Genomic DNA, 14,720 nt, shown 5'->3' on the forward strand with positions numbered 1-14,720 from the left:
TCGGGCTCCAAACAGGCCACAATAGAGCTCGCACCTTGAGAATAAAATTCCGTAGGGACTAGGTGTACCGTTGTGATTAATCTGCGGCCAAAGCAGCCCTCTCACAACACCTACTTCGGCGATAAGAGAGATGCTCGCGAAAGACTACTAGCGGCTATAAGCAGTCAGTCATGATCTTCGCTTCTGAAGCCACAAAGTCAGCCCAGCAGTGATCGCTTCTCTACAAGGAAGTCGATCAACGCTCTCACCTTGGCCGGCATCTGCGCACGTGTAGGGGCGTAGAGGTAGAAGCCAGGGAAAGACGGGCACCAGGGTTTTAGTACCCTCACCAGTTCCCCCGACTCCAGTTGCTCAAGCACGCAGATATCGAGGTACTTGATCAGACCGACGCCCTGGATGGCAGCCTTGAGCATGCTCTCGTCATCGTTGAACACCACACTGCCGCTCGGCTCGAACACCTGGGTATGCCCATCGCCATCCGGCTCGGTGAACGACCAGCGATCCAGCGTGCCGCTACTGGTGAAGCGATACGCCAGACAGTTGTGCTGGCCGAGTTCCGCTGGCGTCTGTGGAATACCGTAGCGCTTGAAGTAGGCCGGCGAGCCTACAACTGCCATCTCGATACGCGGGGTAATCGGCACGGCCACCATGTGTTCGTCCAGACTCTCGCCCAGGCGAATTCCGACATCGGCACCGTCAGCGATGATGTTGGAGATGCCGTCATTGAGCACCATCTCCAGACGCAGTCCCGGATAGCGGGCGAGAAACTCGCCCAGGTACGGCTCCAGCAAGGTGCGTGCGGCGATGCGCGAGGCATTCACTCGGATCAGACCGGTGGGTGCGGCCTGCACCTCCCCCAACTCGGTGACTGCCGTATCGATCATCTTCAGGGCCGGGGCCAAGGCATCGAACAGACGCTGGCCTTCTTCAGTCAGCGACATGTCTCGTGTGGTGCGATGCAGCAGCCGCACGTTGAGCTGTTGCTCCAGGCTTTTGAGGTGCTGTGACAACGCTGCACGGGACATATCCATCTCGGTCGCCGCCTTGGTAAAGCTGCGGTGACGAGCGATATGGACGAACCAGGCCAACGCTGGGAGCAACGAGGGATTGATCGACATTGTTAAGGATTCCTAACGTCTCATGTCGAGTTTTGCATATTTTTCTAAAACAAACCTGGGCCTAGGATAACTCCATCGAGCGACACCCGGACGCTCAATACTGGAGCCCAGATCATGCAGAAAGTCAGCATCCCCACCCTCAACGGCCAAGGCATCACTCTTGCCGCCGTCATCCATCAACCGGCTGGTTTTGATGCCAGCAAACAGTATCCGATCATCGTCGTCGCTCATCCGGGCGGGGGTGTGAAGGAGCAGGCTTCCGGTCTGTATGCGCAGAAGCTGGCTGAACAGGGATTGCTGGCCATCGCCTTCGATGCCTCCTACCAAGGCGAGAGCACCGGTGTGCCGCGCCAGCTGGAGAACCCCTATATCAGTGCAGTGGTCGACTACCTGACCACGCTGCCTTACGTCGATGCGGCTCGTATCGGTGCGATGGGCATCTGTGCCGGCGCCGGCTACACCGCCAATGCGGCGATCAACGACCGTCGCATCAAGGCTGTCGGCACGGTCAGCGCCGTCAACATTGGTCAGATGTTCCGCAATGGCTGGGAAAACACCGTCAAGGATGCCGATGCCCTGTCGTACATCGAGCACGGTTCTCAGGCACGTAGCAGCGACGCCAAGAGCGCTGAGCTGGCGACCCTGCCGCTGGCACCGATGCGCGAAGAAGATGCGCCGAACGAAGAACTGCGCGAGGCCTGGGAGTATTACCACACCCCGCGCGCGCAGCACCCCAATGCACCGGGCTTCATGACTGCGCGCAGCCTGCCGCAGATCATCACCTACGACGCCTACCACAAGGCCGAGGCTTTCCTGACCCAGCCGTTGCAGATCGTGGCGGGCACCCAGGCGGGTAGCAAATGGATGAGCGATGACCTCCTGGCGCGTGCCGCCAGCAGCGACAAGAGCATGCACCTGATCGAGGGGGCCAACCACATGTCGCTGTACGACAAGCAGCCCTATGTGGACGAAACCGTCGCGGTACTGACCCAGTTCTTCCAGACCCGCCTGTAATCCACCCACCGATTGAGAGCAGCCGAGCCCTTCCCGCCGGTTGCCCAGGAGACCACCCCATGAACAATATCCAGCACGTCACCTACCGCAACCTCGGCTGGGACAGCGCAGCCGACTTGTACCTGCCAACGGATTTTGACCAGAGCAAAACCTATCCCGCTATCGTCAGCACCCACCCGATTGGCAGCTGCAAGGAGCAGACCTCGGGGAGCGTTTATGCCCGTCAGCTAGCACAGGCTGGCTTCGTGGTACTGGCATTCGACGCCAGCTTCCAGGGTGCCAGCGGCGGTGAGCCACGTTTTATCGAAGACCCGGCCATTCGCGTCTCCGACATTCGCTTCGCCATCGATTACCTGGTGACGCTGCCCTATGTGGATGAGAACCGCATTGGCGCCATTGGTGTGTGTGGGGGTGGTGCTTATACCGTCAGTGCTGCCATCACCGACCATCGGATCAAGGCGCTCACATCGATTACCGGAGTGAACTTCGGGCGCCTGATGCGTGAGGGGTTTACCCAGTTCGATCCGGTAGGTGCATTGACGGCCATGGCCCAACAGCGCACGGCGGAAGCCAAGGGCGCGGCGCGCCACGTCATCAACTATCTGCCTGAATCGGTCGAAGCGGGCAAGCAGGCAGGCCTGACCGATATCGATGTGCTGGAAGCCACCGACTACTACAAGTCAGCGCGTGGTCAGCAGCCCAATGGTGCCACCAGCGGTCTGTTCTCCTTCAACAGCGCGGCAATTGCCTGGGATGCCTTTGCCCACGCCGAAACTCTGCTGACCCAACCCTTGCTGGTGGTCATCGGTGATAAGCCCGGCGCCTTCGGTGCCTATCGCGATGGCTGGGAGATCTACGGACGGGCGGCGTCGAAGGCCAAGCAGATCTTTGTGGCCGAAGGCTGGTCGCACTATGACCTTTACGATCAGCCGGAGCCGGTCGCCCTGGCCATGGCGCAAGTCATCCCCTTCTTCAAACAACACCTGTAATCAGAGCAGAAGCTGATATGAAAAAGGTACTCATCCTCGGCGCCAGCGGGCAGATCGCCCACCGGGTGGCCCGGGGTCTGGGGCAGAAAAATGACGTGCAGCAGACCTTGCTGCTGCGCAACCCCAAGAAATTAAGCGGCGAGGAGCCGAACAACGCACAAGTGGTGATCGGCGATGTCCTCGACAGGACGCTGCTGCGCCAGGTGATGGCCGGGCAGGACATCGTCTACGCCAATCTGGCCGGTGAAGACCTGGACAAGCAGGCCCAGGCCGTCATCGCAGCCATGCAGGCCACCGGGGTGAAGCGCCTGGTGTTCGTCCTGTCCTTGGGCATTTATGACGAGGTTCCCGGCACGTTCGGCGAGTGGAACCGCGCCACCATCGGTGAGGACCTCAAACCCTACCGCCGCGCCGCGGATGCCGTAGAAGCCTCGGGCCTGGACTTCACCATCCTGCGCCCGGCCTGGCTGACCGATGAGGACGAGGTGGACTACGAGATCACCGCCAGAAACGAGCCGTTCAGGGGCACCGTGGTCTCACGCCGGAGCGTGGCCGAACTGATCGTGCAGATCATCACAGCCCCTCAGTTGCACGTGAATGCCAATCTGGGCGTGAACAAACCTAACACTGAGGGCGACAAGCCCTACTTCATGTAACGCGAGGCCGACGATGCTCAAGTGGATTGCCTTGCTGCTGGGCCTGCCTGTTGCGCTGGCGGTGCTGGTGTTGCTGGCCGTTACCTGGATCGAGAGCCGTCAGGCGCGCAAGCTGGAAGGTGAGCAGCCTTATAGCGGTCAGGTGGGCGCTTCACGCACGGCGGTGGTGTACTTCTCGCGCTCGGGCAACACCGCCCTGGCGGCACGCCATGTGGCCAAACGACTCGATGCACAGCTGATTGCGCTGCAGGCACCGGCCTATCAGCTTGGCATGGGCGGCCTGGCGCATGCGCTCAAAGACGCCAACGCGCTCAAGGAAAAGCCCGAAGCGCTGCCCGAGATCGCGCCAAGCACTATCGACCTCACTGCGTTCGACAGCGTCTGGCTTGGCTCACCCGTATGGCTCTACAGCCCGGCGCCGCCGATCTGGGCCTTCGTTGAGCACAACCGCTTCGACGGCCAGCACGTCGTGCTGTTCAACACCTTCAACAGCCACTTCGGCGACGATCACATCGCCCGGCTGCAGGCCAAGGTGATGGCCCGTGGTGCGCGCTCCTTCGAGCATCGCCATGTCCTGCGCGGGCGCATGACCCAGCAGCTGACGCCGGAGAAGATGCTCAAGGCTATCGACGAAGAATGGTTTGGCTCACGAGCCGCTCCTTGAGTCGTCATCCTTCAAGCTGGCACTTGCGCCAGCCAAGCGTGGGGCTTGCGTCCGTATAAACAGCGCAAACAACTCCGACTGCGACTTGATGGCGAGCTTGGCGTATAGATGCCGTCGATGCACCTTCACCGTCTCAGCCGAGATGTCCAGCTTGCGCGCCACCTCCTTGTTCGAGCAGCCGGCGAGCATCAGGCGCACCACGTCCACCTCTCGCGAGGTCAGCCCCGCGCCCAGGTGCTGCATGGCCGCTTCCAGCCCGCCTTCCGCTGTCTGCGTCTCGGCGGGCGGCTCGAAGGCCATGCGCTGGCGCATCAGCGCGATCACCCAGGGTCGAATCAGCTCCAGCACTGCGATTTGCTCTGGCGTGAAGCGGCACTTGCTGCCCAGCGACAGGCACAGGGTTCGCTCCCCATCCAGCTGGGCGTTGAACTGCACCTCGTCAGCGACCACGTTGTGGGTGAAGTACAGGCGGTAATAGTCGGTCTGCTCGAAGCACTCGGGAGCCACGTCGGCCAGGCGCACCAGGCCGCTGCCGGGATGCTCGCGGCTGGCGATGTAAAAGGGATCGAGTAAATACAGGCCCTGGAGATAGTCGCCATACAGCGGGTCGCTGCCACCACCCTCGTAGACACTCTCGGCAAACACCCGCGGACGACCCTGATCGAATAGTAGGACGACCCAGCTGTCGGCCGGCACGTAGTCCTGCAACAGGCGGCTCAGCGCCAGCCAGAAGCCCGGCTGATCGAGACGCTCGATCAACTGGCCGACGGCGCGGTGCCACGCCAGATCCTGCAGGGTCACAGGCCCATCTCCACTACTCCCTGGGTTAGCTAATCGGGGTGATATGAAATCCGGAATGAAAACACATACTTGCATCGCCCCTTCGGAAAGTCATGGTGTTTCCGGAGATCACCTACAACAACAGGGTTGGTTCATGAGGCTCGAACTCGTACAGATGGCCGGACGCGATGGCGACACCGCCCACAACCTGCAGCGCACCCTGGCGGCCATCGCCACATGCCAGGCCGACACCGATATCCTGGTGTTCCCCGAATCGCTGATCACCGGTTTCCCCAGCCCGGACAACCTCGCCAGCCTTGCCGAACCACTGGACGGCCCTAGCCTGTGCGCCATCCAGCAGGCGGCGCGCGAGCGCAATGTCGGCGTGGTGGTCGGCCTGACTGAGCACGACCGGGGTCGCTACTACAACACCAGCGTGCTGGTGACGCCCGACGGCATCGCCCTAAGCTACCGCAAGACCCATCTGTGGGTCGGCGAAGGTGAGCTGGTGCAGGCCGGAGAACGCTACAGCACGGTCGAGTGGCGTGGCGTGCGCATCGGACTGCTGATCTGTTACGACTGCGAGTTCCCGGAGAGCGCCCGTGCCTTGGCCGAGCTAGACGCAGAACTGGTGTTGATCACTGACGGCAACATGCAGCCCTACGGCAGGGTACACCACACCGCTGTGACCGCCCGCGCCCAGGAAAATCAGTGCTTCGTCGCCATGGTCAACCGGGTTGGTACGGGGATCGACAACCTGACTTTTGCTGGCGGCAGCATTGTGGTGGATCCCTTTGGGCAATCGCTGTTCGAGGCAGGCCAGGAGGAGTGCCGGCACAGCCTGCGCCTGGACATGACACGTATCGCCAGCGCGCGTGGCCTCTACGATTACCACGCCGACCGTCGCTTCAGCCTGCCTGGCGAGCGTATCGACCATGCCGACGGCCGCCGCGACCTTCTTATCCCTCAACGCGCCTGATTCCTACCACAAACAATAATGCCCCAAGGAGCCACCATGCAGCGCAAGTCTTTACTCGCCCTTAGCCTCGCCGCACTACTTGTCGGCCAGGGTAGCGCGCAAGCCGATACGCCGACGGTACATTTGTACAACTGGTCTGATTTCCTTGCCCCGGAAACACCCAAGGAATTTCAGCAAGAGACCGGCATCGCCACTGTGCTGGATGTGTTCGACGACGCCGAGGTGATGCAGAGCAAGCTCATGGCTGGGCGCAGTGGTTATGACGTGGTAGTCGTGCCCAACGACCTGCTGCCCAACTTCGCCAAGGCCGGGCTGCTGCAGGAGTTGGATCGCTCCAAGCTGCCTAACTGGTCGCACCTGGCTCCAGACATCATGGGCAAGCTGGAAGTGAATGATCCCGGCAACCGCTACGCCATTCCCTACATGTGGGGTACCACCGGCATCGGCTACAACGTCGACAAGGTGCGTGAACTGCTCGGCGAAGATGCGCCAGTGGATTCCTGGGAACTGATCTTCAACAAGGACAACATCGCCAAGCTGAGCCAATGTGGCGTGGCCATGCTGGACGCGCCGGTCGAGATCCTACCCATCGCTCTGCACTATCTGGGCTTGCCCGCCAATAGCAAGACACCCGGCGACTACCAAAAGGCCGAGGCGCTGATGCGTAAAATCCGCCCCTACATTCGCTACTTCAACTCAGCCAAGTTCACCACTGACCTCGCCAACGGCGACATCTGCGTGGTGGTCGGCTGGGGCGGCTCGGTCTACGGCGCCAAGCTCAACGCCGAGAATGCCGGCAACGGTGTGAAACTCGCCTACAGCATCCCACGTGAAGGCGCTCCGCTGTGGGTCAATACCCTGGTGGTGCTCAAGGATGCTCCAAATTCACCGCAGGCTTACCAGTTCCTCGACTACATACTGCGTCCCGAGATCACCGCCAAGAACTCCAACTATGTCGGTTATCCCAACGGTAATCGGGACGCCACCGCACTGGTAGACGAGCACCTGCGCAACGACCCCATGCTGTATCCACCGGCGTCGGTCATGGACAGCCTATTCCCCCTAGAGACCTTGCCGCTGAAGCTGGAGCGCGTGCGCACCCGCACCTGGAGCAAGATCAAGAACGACACTTGATCGGGCAAAAAAATCAGATCGACATTAAAGGTAGAGCAGGACGGGAGAGCATCCGTGAACAAAGTATTCCATCAGCCGCTGAGCGGTAATGAGATGCCACGCTTCGGCGGCATCGCAACCATGATGCGGCTGCCACACATCCAAACTGTCGACGAGAAGCAATTACTGGACGCAGCCTTCATTGGCGTACCGCTGGATATCGGAACTTCGCTGCGTTCAGGAACCCGATTTGGCCCGCGAGAAATCCGTGCCGAGTCGGTCATGATTCGCCCTTACAACATGGCAACGGGTGCAGCTCCGTTCGACTCGCTGAATGTGGGGGATATCGGTGACGTGGCAATCAATACCTTCAACCTGGCTGAGGCCGTGAGAATCATTGAGGCTGCCTACGATGAGATTGTCGGCCACAGCATCACACCGTTGACTATGGGAGGTGACCACACAATTACCCTTCCGATCCTGCGTGCCCTCAACAAAAAGTACGGCAAGGTTGGCCTGGTACATATCGACGCCCATGCGGACGTAAACGACGTCATGTTCGGTGAGAAGATCGCCCATGGGACCACCTTCAGGCGTGCGGTCGAAGAAGGCCTTCTGGATTGCCAGCGTGTGGTGCAAATCGGACTGCGCGCGCAGGGTTACACGGCTGAAGACTTCAACTGGAGCCGCAAACAAGGCTTCCGTGTAGTGACGGCGGAGGAGTGCTGGCACCGCTCTCTGGAGCCACTAATGGCCGAGGTGCGCAACAAGGTAGGTGGTGGCCCGGTATACCTGTCGTTCGATATCGACGGCATTGATCCCGCCTGGGCCCCTGGCACTGGAACTCCGGAGATCGGTGGGCTGACTACGATCCAGGCGATAGAAATCATCCGAGGCTGCCAAGCTTTGGACATCATTGGCTGCGATTTGGTGGAAGTCTCGCCACCCTATGACACCAGTGGCAATACCTCCCTGCTAGGTGCCAATCTGCTGTATGAAATGCTCTGCGTATTACCGGGTGTCCAGCATCGTTGAAGATGCCGATTTCAAGCCTTACTGGCCTGTCAGAACTGGTGGGCAGATAGCTAAGAGCTACTGCTCGCATTTTGCCACTCAAACTCCATCGGGCCGAGATAGCCAAGCGTCGAGTGGCGGCGACGGTGATTTTAAAAGCGGATGTACTCGAAGCTGCATGCGATGGTGCATCGCCCAACCGACGACGGCGCGTGAATAGAGATCGAGCACCACGGCCAGATACAACCAGCCTTGGGCCGTCCGCACGTAGGTCATGTCCGAGACCCAGTGCCGATTGGCGCGATCTGAGGCGAACTGGCGATCCAGGTGATTTGGGGCAATCGGCAGAGCGTGACGACTGCTGGAAACCAGCCGCCAGCGCTTACGCGAGCGAACGCGCAGACCGGATTCGCGCATCAGTCGAGCAACCCGGTGCCGACCACACGGATGCCCCATGGCCGCAACTCAGCCTTGATTCGGCGGTGGCCATAGATCCCATTCACCTCGTGGTGGATGGTGCGGATCTCCTTGCTCAGACGCCGATTCTCCATCTCTCTCGCCGAAGGTGATCGCTGTTGCCAGGCATAGAAACCGCTGCGCGGCACCCGCAACAACCGGCACATCGGTGCTACGGGGTAACGACCAGCCAACGCCTCGATGGCGCGAAACCTCACTTCGTGGGCTGCGAGAAGATGGCGAGCGCTTTTTTAATACGTCGCGCTCCATGGTGACCTGAGCCAGTTGCTGGCGTAGTCGACACAGCTCCGCGCTCTCACCCACACTGCTTGCCATGCCCGGAAAGGCATCGTCACCTTGCTATTCGTCCTGGCGCTTCCATTTGCCCAGCAGGCTTTCAGCGATGCCGAGCGTCTCGGCGACATGACGAAGCGGCGTGCCGGCAAGCACCTGGTCTACCGCCTCGCGTTTGAAGGATTCGGGAAAACGTCGTCTGGTCTGGGTCATGAGCACTCCTTGCGGTGGGCATTATCCACCTAAGGTGGCCGTAGGGCATGCCCTGGTCTGTTCGGTCCTGCTGTAGATGCACCGCTGGTACAGCGGACATGCCCGAGTATGGTTATCGAGCCGCGTGGCCGAATACCAGTCGCGGATGGAGGTACAACCGGCAGGCGGACCTAGGCTATCGCTCTCGCTCAAACGCCCCTACGGAGTCCGAGCGCCTTATCCCTTGAATCCCTTGGCCACCAGATAGACCTCCCTCGACCGCGGCCGCGACGCCTCTGGCTTGCGTATCACCACCTTCTCGAACGAGGTGCGAACGTCCTTCAGGTATTCGTCGGAGCCTTCGCCCTGGAACACCTTGGCCACGAAGTTGCCATTGGGCTTGAGCACCTGCCGGACCATGTCGAGGACGAGTTCGACCAGGTACATCGAGGCGGCCTGGTCGGCGGCAGCGACACCACTGATATTGGGGGCGATGTCGGAAATGATCAGGTCGGGCTGGTTGCCGTCGATCGCGTCGAGAATCTGCTGGAACACGCCGTCGTCGGTGAAATCGCCCTGGATGAAGTCGACGTTGTCCAGCGGGTCCATCGGCAGGATGTCGCTGGCGATGACCCGTCCCTTCTCGCCCACGATTCTGCCGGCCACCTGCGACCAGCCGCCGGGGGCAGAGCCCAGGTCCATGACCAGCATGCCGGGGCGCATCAGCTTGTCCTTCTCGTTCAGCTCCATCAGCTTGTAGCTGGCGCGGGAGCGCAGGCCGTCCTTCTGCGCCCGTTTGACGTAGGGGTCGTTGACGTGTTCGTTCAGCCAGCGGCTGCTGCTTTTGGAGCGTTTCATGTGAGAGCCAGGAGACATCCAAGGTGGGAGGCGGACCAGCGCGGCGAACGCTGGACGCGAAATGGCAGCGATTATAAGCCGATAACACCGCGCAGGCTGTATCCGCCGGGCAGGCGTGCGCGCAACGCCCCGTCGTCCCCGCGAAGGCGGGGACCCAGGGACGCTATGTCCTGACCTGCGCATGGACTCCAGGCTGCGCGGGAATGACGGGATTTCCTAGGGCTTTCACCCGATTGCCCCAGGCGCGCGTCGGGCCAGCCTGACAGGCCCCGGCGGCGGCGGGTACAATTCACGCCTTCCCCCTCTCAGTTGCTTCCTTTGCCGGATTCACCGGCCAGGATTACCGTCATGATTCGCATCAACGAACTGTCCCTGCCCCTCGATCACTCCGCCGACGAATTGCGCCAGGCCATCGTCAAGCGCCTGGGTATCGGCGACGCCGATCTGCTGAACTTCACCGTCTTCAAGCGCAGCTACGATGCCCGCAAGAAGAACAGCGTCATCCTGTTCATCTACATCATCGATCTGGAGGCCCGCGACGAGGCGGCCATCCTGGCGCGCTTCGCCGATGACCACAATGTGCGCCCAGCCCCGGACACCCGCTACTACCCCGTGGGGCAGGCGCCCGCCGATCTGAGCGAGCGGCCCCTGATCGTGGGCTTTGGTCCCTGCGGACTGTTCGCGGCACTGTTGCTCGCACAGATGGGCTTCAAACCCATCGTGCTGGAGCGCGGCAAGGATGTGCGCAGCCGTACCAAGGACACCTGGGCACTGTGGCGCAAGAAGGTCCTGACCCCGGAATCCAACGTGCAGTTCGGCGAGGGCGGTGCCGGCCTGTTCTCGGATGGCAAGCTATACAGCCAGATCAAGGACCCCAAGTTCTACGCCCGCAAGGTGGTGCATGAGTTCGTTCGCGCCGGCGCGCCGGAAGAGATCATGTACGTGAGCAAGCCGCACATCGGCACCTTCCGCCTCACCGGCGTGGTCGCCGCCATGCGCGAGGAAATCATCGCCCTCGGTGGCGAGGTACGCTTCGAGAGCAAGGTGACCGACCTGCTGATCGACGAAGGCCAGCTCGAAGGCGTGGTGCTGGCCAGTGGCGAAACACTCCGCAGCCGCCATGTCGTGCTCGCACTGGGCCACAGCTCCCGCGATACCTTCCGCATGCTGCACCGCCAGGACGTGTTCATGGAGGCCAAGCCCTTCGCCGTGGGCTTCCGTATCGAACACCCGCAAGGCCTGATCGACGAGGCCCGGCTGGGCAAGTACGCCGGCCATCCGGAACTCGGCGCCGCCGACTACAAGCTGGTGCATCACGCCAGGAATGGTCGCGCCGTCTACAGCTTCTGCATGTGCCCCGGCGGCACGGTGGTGGCGGCCACGTCCGAGCCGGAGCGCGTCGTGACCAACGGCATGAGCCAGTACTCGCGCAACGAACGCAACGCCAATGCCGGCATCGTCGTGGGCATCAACCCCGAGCAGGATTTCCCGGGCGGTCCGCTGGCCGGCGTGGAGTTCCAGGAGCGCCTCGAATCGCGCGCCTACCAGCTGGGCGGCAGCGACTACTGCGCGCCCGCGCAACTGGTGGGCGACTTCATCCGTGGCGTGCCGTCGAGCGAGTTCGGCGAGGTGGAACCCTCCTACAAGCCCGGCGTGCGCCTGGGCGATCTCGCACCCTCGCTGCCGGAGTACGCGATCGAGGCCATCCGCGAGGCGCTGCCGGCATTCGGCAAGCAGATACGCGGTTTCGACCGCGACGATGCGGTGCTCACCGGCATCGAAACCCGCACCTCTTCCCCTGTGCGCATCACCCGCGATCACGAGACCTTGCAGAGCCTCAACCTGCGCGGCCTGTACCCGGCCGGCGAGGGTGCCGGCTATGCGGGCGGCATCCTGTCGGCGGGCGTGGACGGCATCAAGGTCGCCGAGGCGGTGGCCAGGTCGCTTCTGTCCGCGGAAACGCAGAGCGACCGGGCGCCACGCTGATGAAACTCGACGACATCAAGAAGCTTCACCAGAAGAAGTACCGGGCCGAGTTCGGCCATTTTCTGGTGGAGGGCGAGCACCTGTTACTAGAGTTGCAGAAAGCGGCCCTGAAGAATCCGCTGCTGCAGCGCAGCCAGCTGTATGTGACCGCCGTCTACGAGCACTGGCAGAGCCCGTTCAAGACCCACGTGATCAGCGACCGGCAGATGGCGCAGATCGCCGACACCCAGACCCCGCAGGGCATCATCGCCCTGGTGCCGATGCCGGCGACGGCCGCGCCGGCTCCCGCAGCCGACGAGCGTGCCATCTACCTGCATGAAATCCAGGACCCGGGCAATCTCGGCACTATCCTGCGTACCCTGGCCTGGTTCGGCAACTTTCGCTGCCTGCTCAGCCCCGGCAGCGTCGATCCGTACAACCCCAAGGTTGTGCGCTCCAGCATGGGTGCCATCTTCCACGCGCCCATGGAGTTGGATGTGGAACTGGACACCCTGCGCACGCGCTTCGAGCGCATCGCCTGCCTGGACATGAATGGCGACAGCCTGCAGTCCCCCAGCTTCAGGGCGTCAGATTGCTATCTGTTCGGCAACGAAGCGCGCGGCGTGCCCCGCGAGCAGCTGGCCGCCCTGGGTGCCCGGCCCTTCACCATCCCCGGGTGTGGCTCCATCGAATCGCTGAACCTGGCCGCGACGGTCAACATGTGCGCCTACGAATTGAACAGATAGCGGATCGATCGGGACATACGCCCCGATGGCTTCTGCTCCAGCGGGTTGGCACAAACGGTCTGAACCACGGCGCGCCCATCGATGGGCCAAGGGCGCGCTGGCGATGCGGCGATGCCACACCGCCCAACTTGGCCCCTGACTGACGCAAGGTGAGTGGGGCCGACGCCGATCCGTATTCACGAATTGTGCTGAAAAGGATGGCGCTTTCCTGGAAATGACCTACACCTGATAGCAAGGAAGAACGGTAGCGATCGACAGGAGTCGACATGCAGCATCCCTCGCGTCCCCCCGCACACCATCCTCACTCTCTCCCTTTCCCTCATCCCGGGCAGATCGCCGGGGCCTGAGCGCATTGGTTCGTCCGGCGCTGCCGAGGAGGTAAACCACCCGCCATCCAGTTCACCCGTGAAGCCGGTCTCGGCCAGAACCGAGCCCCCAGAAAAATAAAAAGGAGACCCTGCGTCCACGGGCACGTGCCCGAACGATGCCAGGCGTTCGCCCTATCAAGGAGATGATCGACATGAAGCACCATGGAAAGCCTGCTGCACTGGCCGTGACGGCTACTTTGTTCAGCGTCGCGGCCCAGGCCGGAACCTACCCCGACTATGGCTACGCACCGCCGGACGACTACAAGGGCTCCTCCTTCGTCCTCAGCCAGGACTACCCCACCACCCCACCCAAGGACACGCTGCCCGAGTTCTTCAAGCAGCTGCCGGAAAAGCCTGACAACAACTTCGAGACCTGGCGCACCTATATGGACGCCGTGAAGGACTACTGCCTGGAAGGCAACGTCGAGGCCGACTGGTACGTGCAGAACAACAAGGTGCGGTCGTGGTACCACATGCCCTGGCAGCACTACGGCCCGCTGGGGCGCGAAGGCATCCACGGGCTGACCAAGGAAGCGCAGATCCAGGTCAAGCAGCTGGCGCCCGAACAGACCGAAACCGGCCAGACCTATGCGGTGGGCATCTACAACGACATCGGCGCCTATACCATCGGCCAGGTCTGGAAGGACCCGCAGAACCCTGACCCGAGCTACACCTCCAAGCCCAACAGCTTCGCCAACGGCACCGTGGTGTGCAAGGCGCTGTTCGCCGACATCGACCGCAGCACGGTGCCGTTCCTGGCCAACCCGGTGCTGTGGCAGGGCTACATCACCGAGACCTTCGCGTCCGCCAACCGCGAGGTGAAGGAAGTCGCCCTGATCCAGATGGACATCGCCGTGCGCGACACCCGCATCAGCGAGACCGGCTGGATCTTCGGCACCTTCCAGTACAACGGTGCCAAGACCGGCAAGGCCGGCTGGGACAACCTGGTGCCGGTGGGAATCATGTGGGGTAACGATCCGGAGGTCACCAGCAACGAATTCACCAACCCGGAGCCGACGGTCACCAAGATCAACACCGCACTGCAACAGACCGCCATCAATGCCGACACCCAGGAATTGCCGCCGACCCACCTGGGCTGGAACGGTCGCCTCAACGGCCCGGTGGACAACCCCAACAGTTCCTGCCTGAGCTGCCACATGACCGCCGAAGCGCCGCAGACCGCGATCATGAATCCGCTGTTCCAGGCAGACCCGCCGGCGGTGGGCTCGCCTGAATGGATGAAGTGGTTCCAGAACATCCCGGCAGGCCATGCGTTCACCCCGGGTACCCGGAGCACGGACTACAGCCTCCAGATGTCGGGCGGGCTGGTGAACTTCTATCAGTGGAAATGCGACATGAGCGGCATCTACGCGGACGGCGTGAACGCCTGTCGGAAAGCCGCCGGCATGAAGCTGAAGATGGCGCTGCCCGGCAATGCGGAACCGCAGGAAATACAGCGCGTGATCCGCGACCCGAGCCTCGAACAGCTGCTGGAGTGACCTGTGACAACCTCC

The 14,720-nt window shown here is 61.9% G+C and carries 15 protein-coding genes; 10 read left to right on the forward strand and 5 right to left on the reverse strand.

All coding sequences use genetic code 11. The annotated features are described in order from the left end of the window. Nucleotides 1–197: 197 nt before the first annotated feature. Entirely contained in the window at nt 198–1,118 is a 921-nt protein-coding gene (locus N7640_RS21830) for a LysR family transcriptional regulator (RefSeq protein ID WP_279902585.1), read from the reverse strand. 114 nt (nt 1,119–1,232) lie between these two features. Here N7640_RS21830 and N7640_RS21835 point away from each other — a divergent pair, with 114 nt between their 5' ends. Genes N7640_RS21835 through N7640_RS21850 form a run of 4 tightly spaced genes read left to right on the forward strand, consistent with a single transcriptional unit; the run spans nt 1,233 to nt 4,441 of the window. Next, complete coding sequence (locus tag N7640_RS21835) at nt 1,233–2,132, forward strand: alpha/beta hydrolase (RefSeq protein ID WP_279902586.1); 900 nt, start codon at nt 1,233–1,235, stop codon at nt 2,130–2,132. Nucleotides 2,133–2,191: 59 nt separating this feature from the next. After that, complete coding sequence (locus N7640_RS21840) at nt 2,192–3,121, forward strand: alpha/beta hydrolase (protein WP_279902587.1); 930 nt, start codon at nt 2,192–2,194, stop codon at nt 3,119–3,121. A 17-nt stretch (nt 3,122–3,138) separates the two neighbouring features. Continuing rightward, nucleotides 3,139–3,777: an SDR family oxidoreductase gene (locus N7640_RS21845; protein WP_279902588.1), complete on the forward strand. Its 639-nt coding sequence runs from the start codon at nt 3,139–3,141 to the stop codon at nt 3,775–3,777. 13 nt (nt 3,778–3,790) lie between these two features. After that, entirely contained in the window at nt 3,791–4,441 is a 651-nt protein-coding gene (locus N7640_RS21850; RefSeq protein WP_279902589.1) for a flavodoxin, read from the forward strand. On the opposite strand, the gene N7640_RS21855 is transcribed toward N7640_RS21850, so the two are convergent. Continuing rightward, entirely contained in the window at nt 4,424–5,242 is an 819-nt protein-coding gene (locus tag N7640_RS21855; protein ID WP_279902590.1) for a helix-turn-helix transcriptional regulator, read from the reverse strand. The two genes, N7640_RS21850 and N7640_RS21855, sit on opposite strands and share 18 nt — an antisense overlap. A 133-nt stretch (nt 5,243–5,375) precedes the next feature. Between N7640_RS21855 and N7640_RS21860 the strand changes: the two genes are divergently transcribed. Genes N7640_RS21860 through speB form a run of 3 tightly spaced genes read left to right on the forward strand, consistent with a single transcriptional unit; the run spans nt 5,376 to nt 8,348 of the window. Then, nucleotides 5,376–6,200, forward strand: a complete 825-nt coding sequence (locus tag N7640_RS21860; RefSeq protein WP_279902591.1) for a carbon-nitrogen hydrolase family protein — start codon at nt 5,376–5,378, stop codon at nt 6,198–6,200. A gap of 36 nt (nt 6,201–6,236) precedes the next feature. Then, nucleotides 6,237–7,334, forward strand: coding sequence for a polyamine ABC transporter substrate-binding protein (locus N7640_RS21865; RefSeq protein ID WP_279902592.1), 1,098 nt, complete (start codon nt 6,237–6,239; stop codon nt 7,332–7,334). A 54-nt stretch (nt 7,335–7,388) separates the two neighbouring features. After that, on the forward strand, nt 7,389–8,348 hold the full coding sequence (gene speB, locus N7640_RS21870) for an agmatinase (protein WP_279902593.1): 960 nt from the start codon (nt 7,389–7,391) through the stop codon (nt 8,346–8,348). A gap of 78 nt (nt 8,349–8,426) precedes the next feature. Here the strand turns inward: speB and N7640_RS21875 are convergent, their stop codons facing one another. The 3 genes from N7640_RS21875 to rlmE form a co-directional block, all read right to left on the reverse strand. Continuing rightward, the gene (locus N7640_RS21875; protein ID WP_279902594.1) at nt 8,427–8,744 is read right to left on the reverse strand and encodes a DDE-type integrase/transposase/recombinase; all 318 of its coding nucleotides are present in this window, start codon (nt 8,742–8,744) and stop codon (nt 8,427–8,429) included. Between the two features lie 399 nt (nt 8,745–9,143). Then, on the reverse strand, nt 9,144–9,290 hold the full coding sequence (locus N7640_RS21880; protein WP_279902595.1) for a transposase: 147 nt from the start codon (nt 9,288–9,290) through the stop codon (nt 9,144–9,146). A 216-nt stretch (nt 9,291–9,506) separates the two neighbouring features. Further along, nucleotides 9,507–10,127, reverse strand: a complete 621-nt coding sequence (gene rlmE, locus N7640_RS21885) for a 23S rRNA (uridine(2552)-2'-O)-methyltransferase RlmE (RefSeq protein WP_279902596.1) — start codon at nt 10,125–10,127, stop codon at nt 9,507–9,509. 348 nt (nt 10,128–10,475) lie between these two features. Between rlmE and N7640_RS21890 the strand changes: the two genes are divergently transcribed. From N7640_RS21890 to N7640_RS21900, 3 genes are all read left to right on the forward strand, one after another. Beyond that, entirely contained in the window at nt 10,476–12,113 is a 1,638-nt protein-coding gene (locus tag N7640_RS21890) for an NAD(P)/FAD-dependent oxidoreductase (RefSeq protein WP_279902597.1), read from the forward strand. Further along, on the forward strand, nt 12,113–12,838 hold the full coding sequence (locus tag N7640_RS21895; RefSeq protein ID WP_279902598.1) for an RNA methyltransferase: 726 nt from the start codon (nt 12,113–12,115) through the stop codon (nt 12,836–12,838). The genes N7640_RS21890 and N7640_RS21895 overlap by 1 nt, the downstream gene beginning before the upstream one ends. A 520-nt stretch (nt 12,839–13,358) precedes the next feature. Continuing rightward, entirely contained in the window at nt 13,359–14,705 is a 1,347-nt protein-coding gene (locus N7640_RS21900; protein WP_279902599.1) for a hypothetical protein, read from the forward strand. The last annotated feature ends 15 nt before the right edge of the window (nt 14,706–14,720 follow it).

The sequence above is a fragment of the Pseudomonas sp. GD04015 genome, assembly GCF_029837675.1.
Classification (GTDB): Bacteria; Pseudomonadota; Gammaproteobacteria; order Pseudomonadales; family Pseudomonadaceae; genus Aquipseudomonas; species Aquipseudomonas paralcaligenes.

Excerpts from the sequence above, each read along its gene's own strand:
- N7640_RS21830 (WP_279902585.1), bottom strand. The coding sequence starts at position 1,118 with ATGTCGATCAATCCCTCGTTGCTCCCAGCGTTGGCCTGGTTCGTCCAT.
- N7640_RS21835 (WP_279902586.1), top strand. The coding sequence starts at position 1,233 with ATGCAGAAAGTCAGCATCCCCACCCTCAACGGCCAAGGCATCACTCTT.
- N7640_RS21840 (WP_279902587.1), top strand. The coding sequence starts at position 2,192 with ATGAACAATATCCAGCACGTCACCTACCGCAACCTCGGCTGGGACAGC.
- N7640_RS21845 (WP_279902588.1), top strand. The coding sequence starts at position 3,139 with ATGAAAAAGGTACTCATCCTCGGCGCCAGCGGGCAGATCGCCCACCGG.
- N7640_RS21850 (WP_279902589.1), top strand. The coding sequence starts at position 3,791 with ATGCTCAAGTGGATTGCCTTGCTGCTGGGCCTGCCTGTTGCGCTGGCG.
- N7640_RS21860 (WP_279902591.1), top strand. The coding sequence starts at position 5,376 with ATGAGGCTCGAACTCGTACAGATGGCCGGACGCGATGGCGACACCGCC.
- N7640_RS21865 (WP_279902592.1), top strand. The coding sequence starts at position 6,237 with ATGCAGCGCAAGTCTTTACTCGCCCTTAGCCTCGCCGCACTACTTGTC.
- N7640_RS21875 (WP_279902594.1), bottom strand. The coding sequence starts at position 8,744 with ATGCGCGAATCCGGTCTGCGCGTTCGCTCGCGTAAGCGCTGGCGGCTG.
- N7640_RS21880 (WP_279902595.1), bottom strand. The coding sequence starts at position 9,290 with ATGACCCAGACCAGACGACGTTTTCCCGAATCCTTCAAACGCGAGGCG.
- rlmE (WP_279902596.1), bottom strand. The coding sequence starts at position 10,127 with ATGAAACGCTCCAAAAGCAGCAGCCGCTGGCTGAACGAACACGTCAAC.
- N7640_RS21890 (WP_279902597.1), top strand. The coding sequence starts at position 10,476 with ATGATTCGCATCAACGAACTGTCCCTGCCCCTCGATCACTCCGCCGAC.
- N7640_RS21895 (WP_279902598.1), top strand. The coding sequence starts at position 12,113 with ATGAAACTCGACGACATCAAGAAGCTTCACCAGAAGAAGTACCGGGCC.
- N7640_RS21900 (WP_279902599.1), top strand. The coding sequence starts at position 13,359 with ATGAAGCACCATGGAAAGCCTGCTGCACTGGCCGTGACGGCTACTTTG.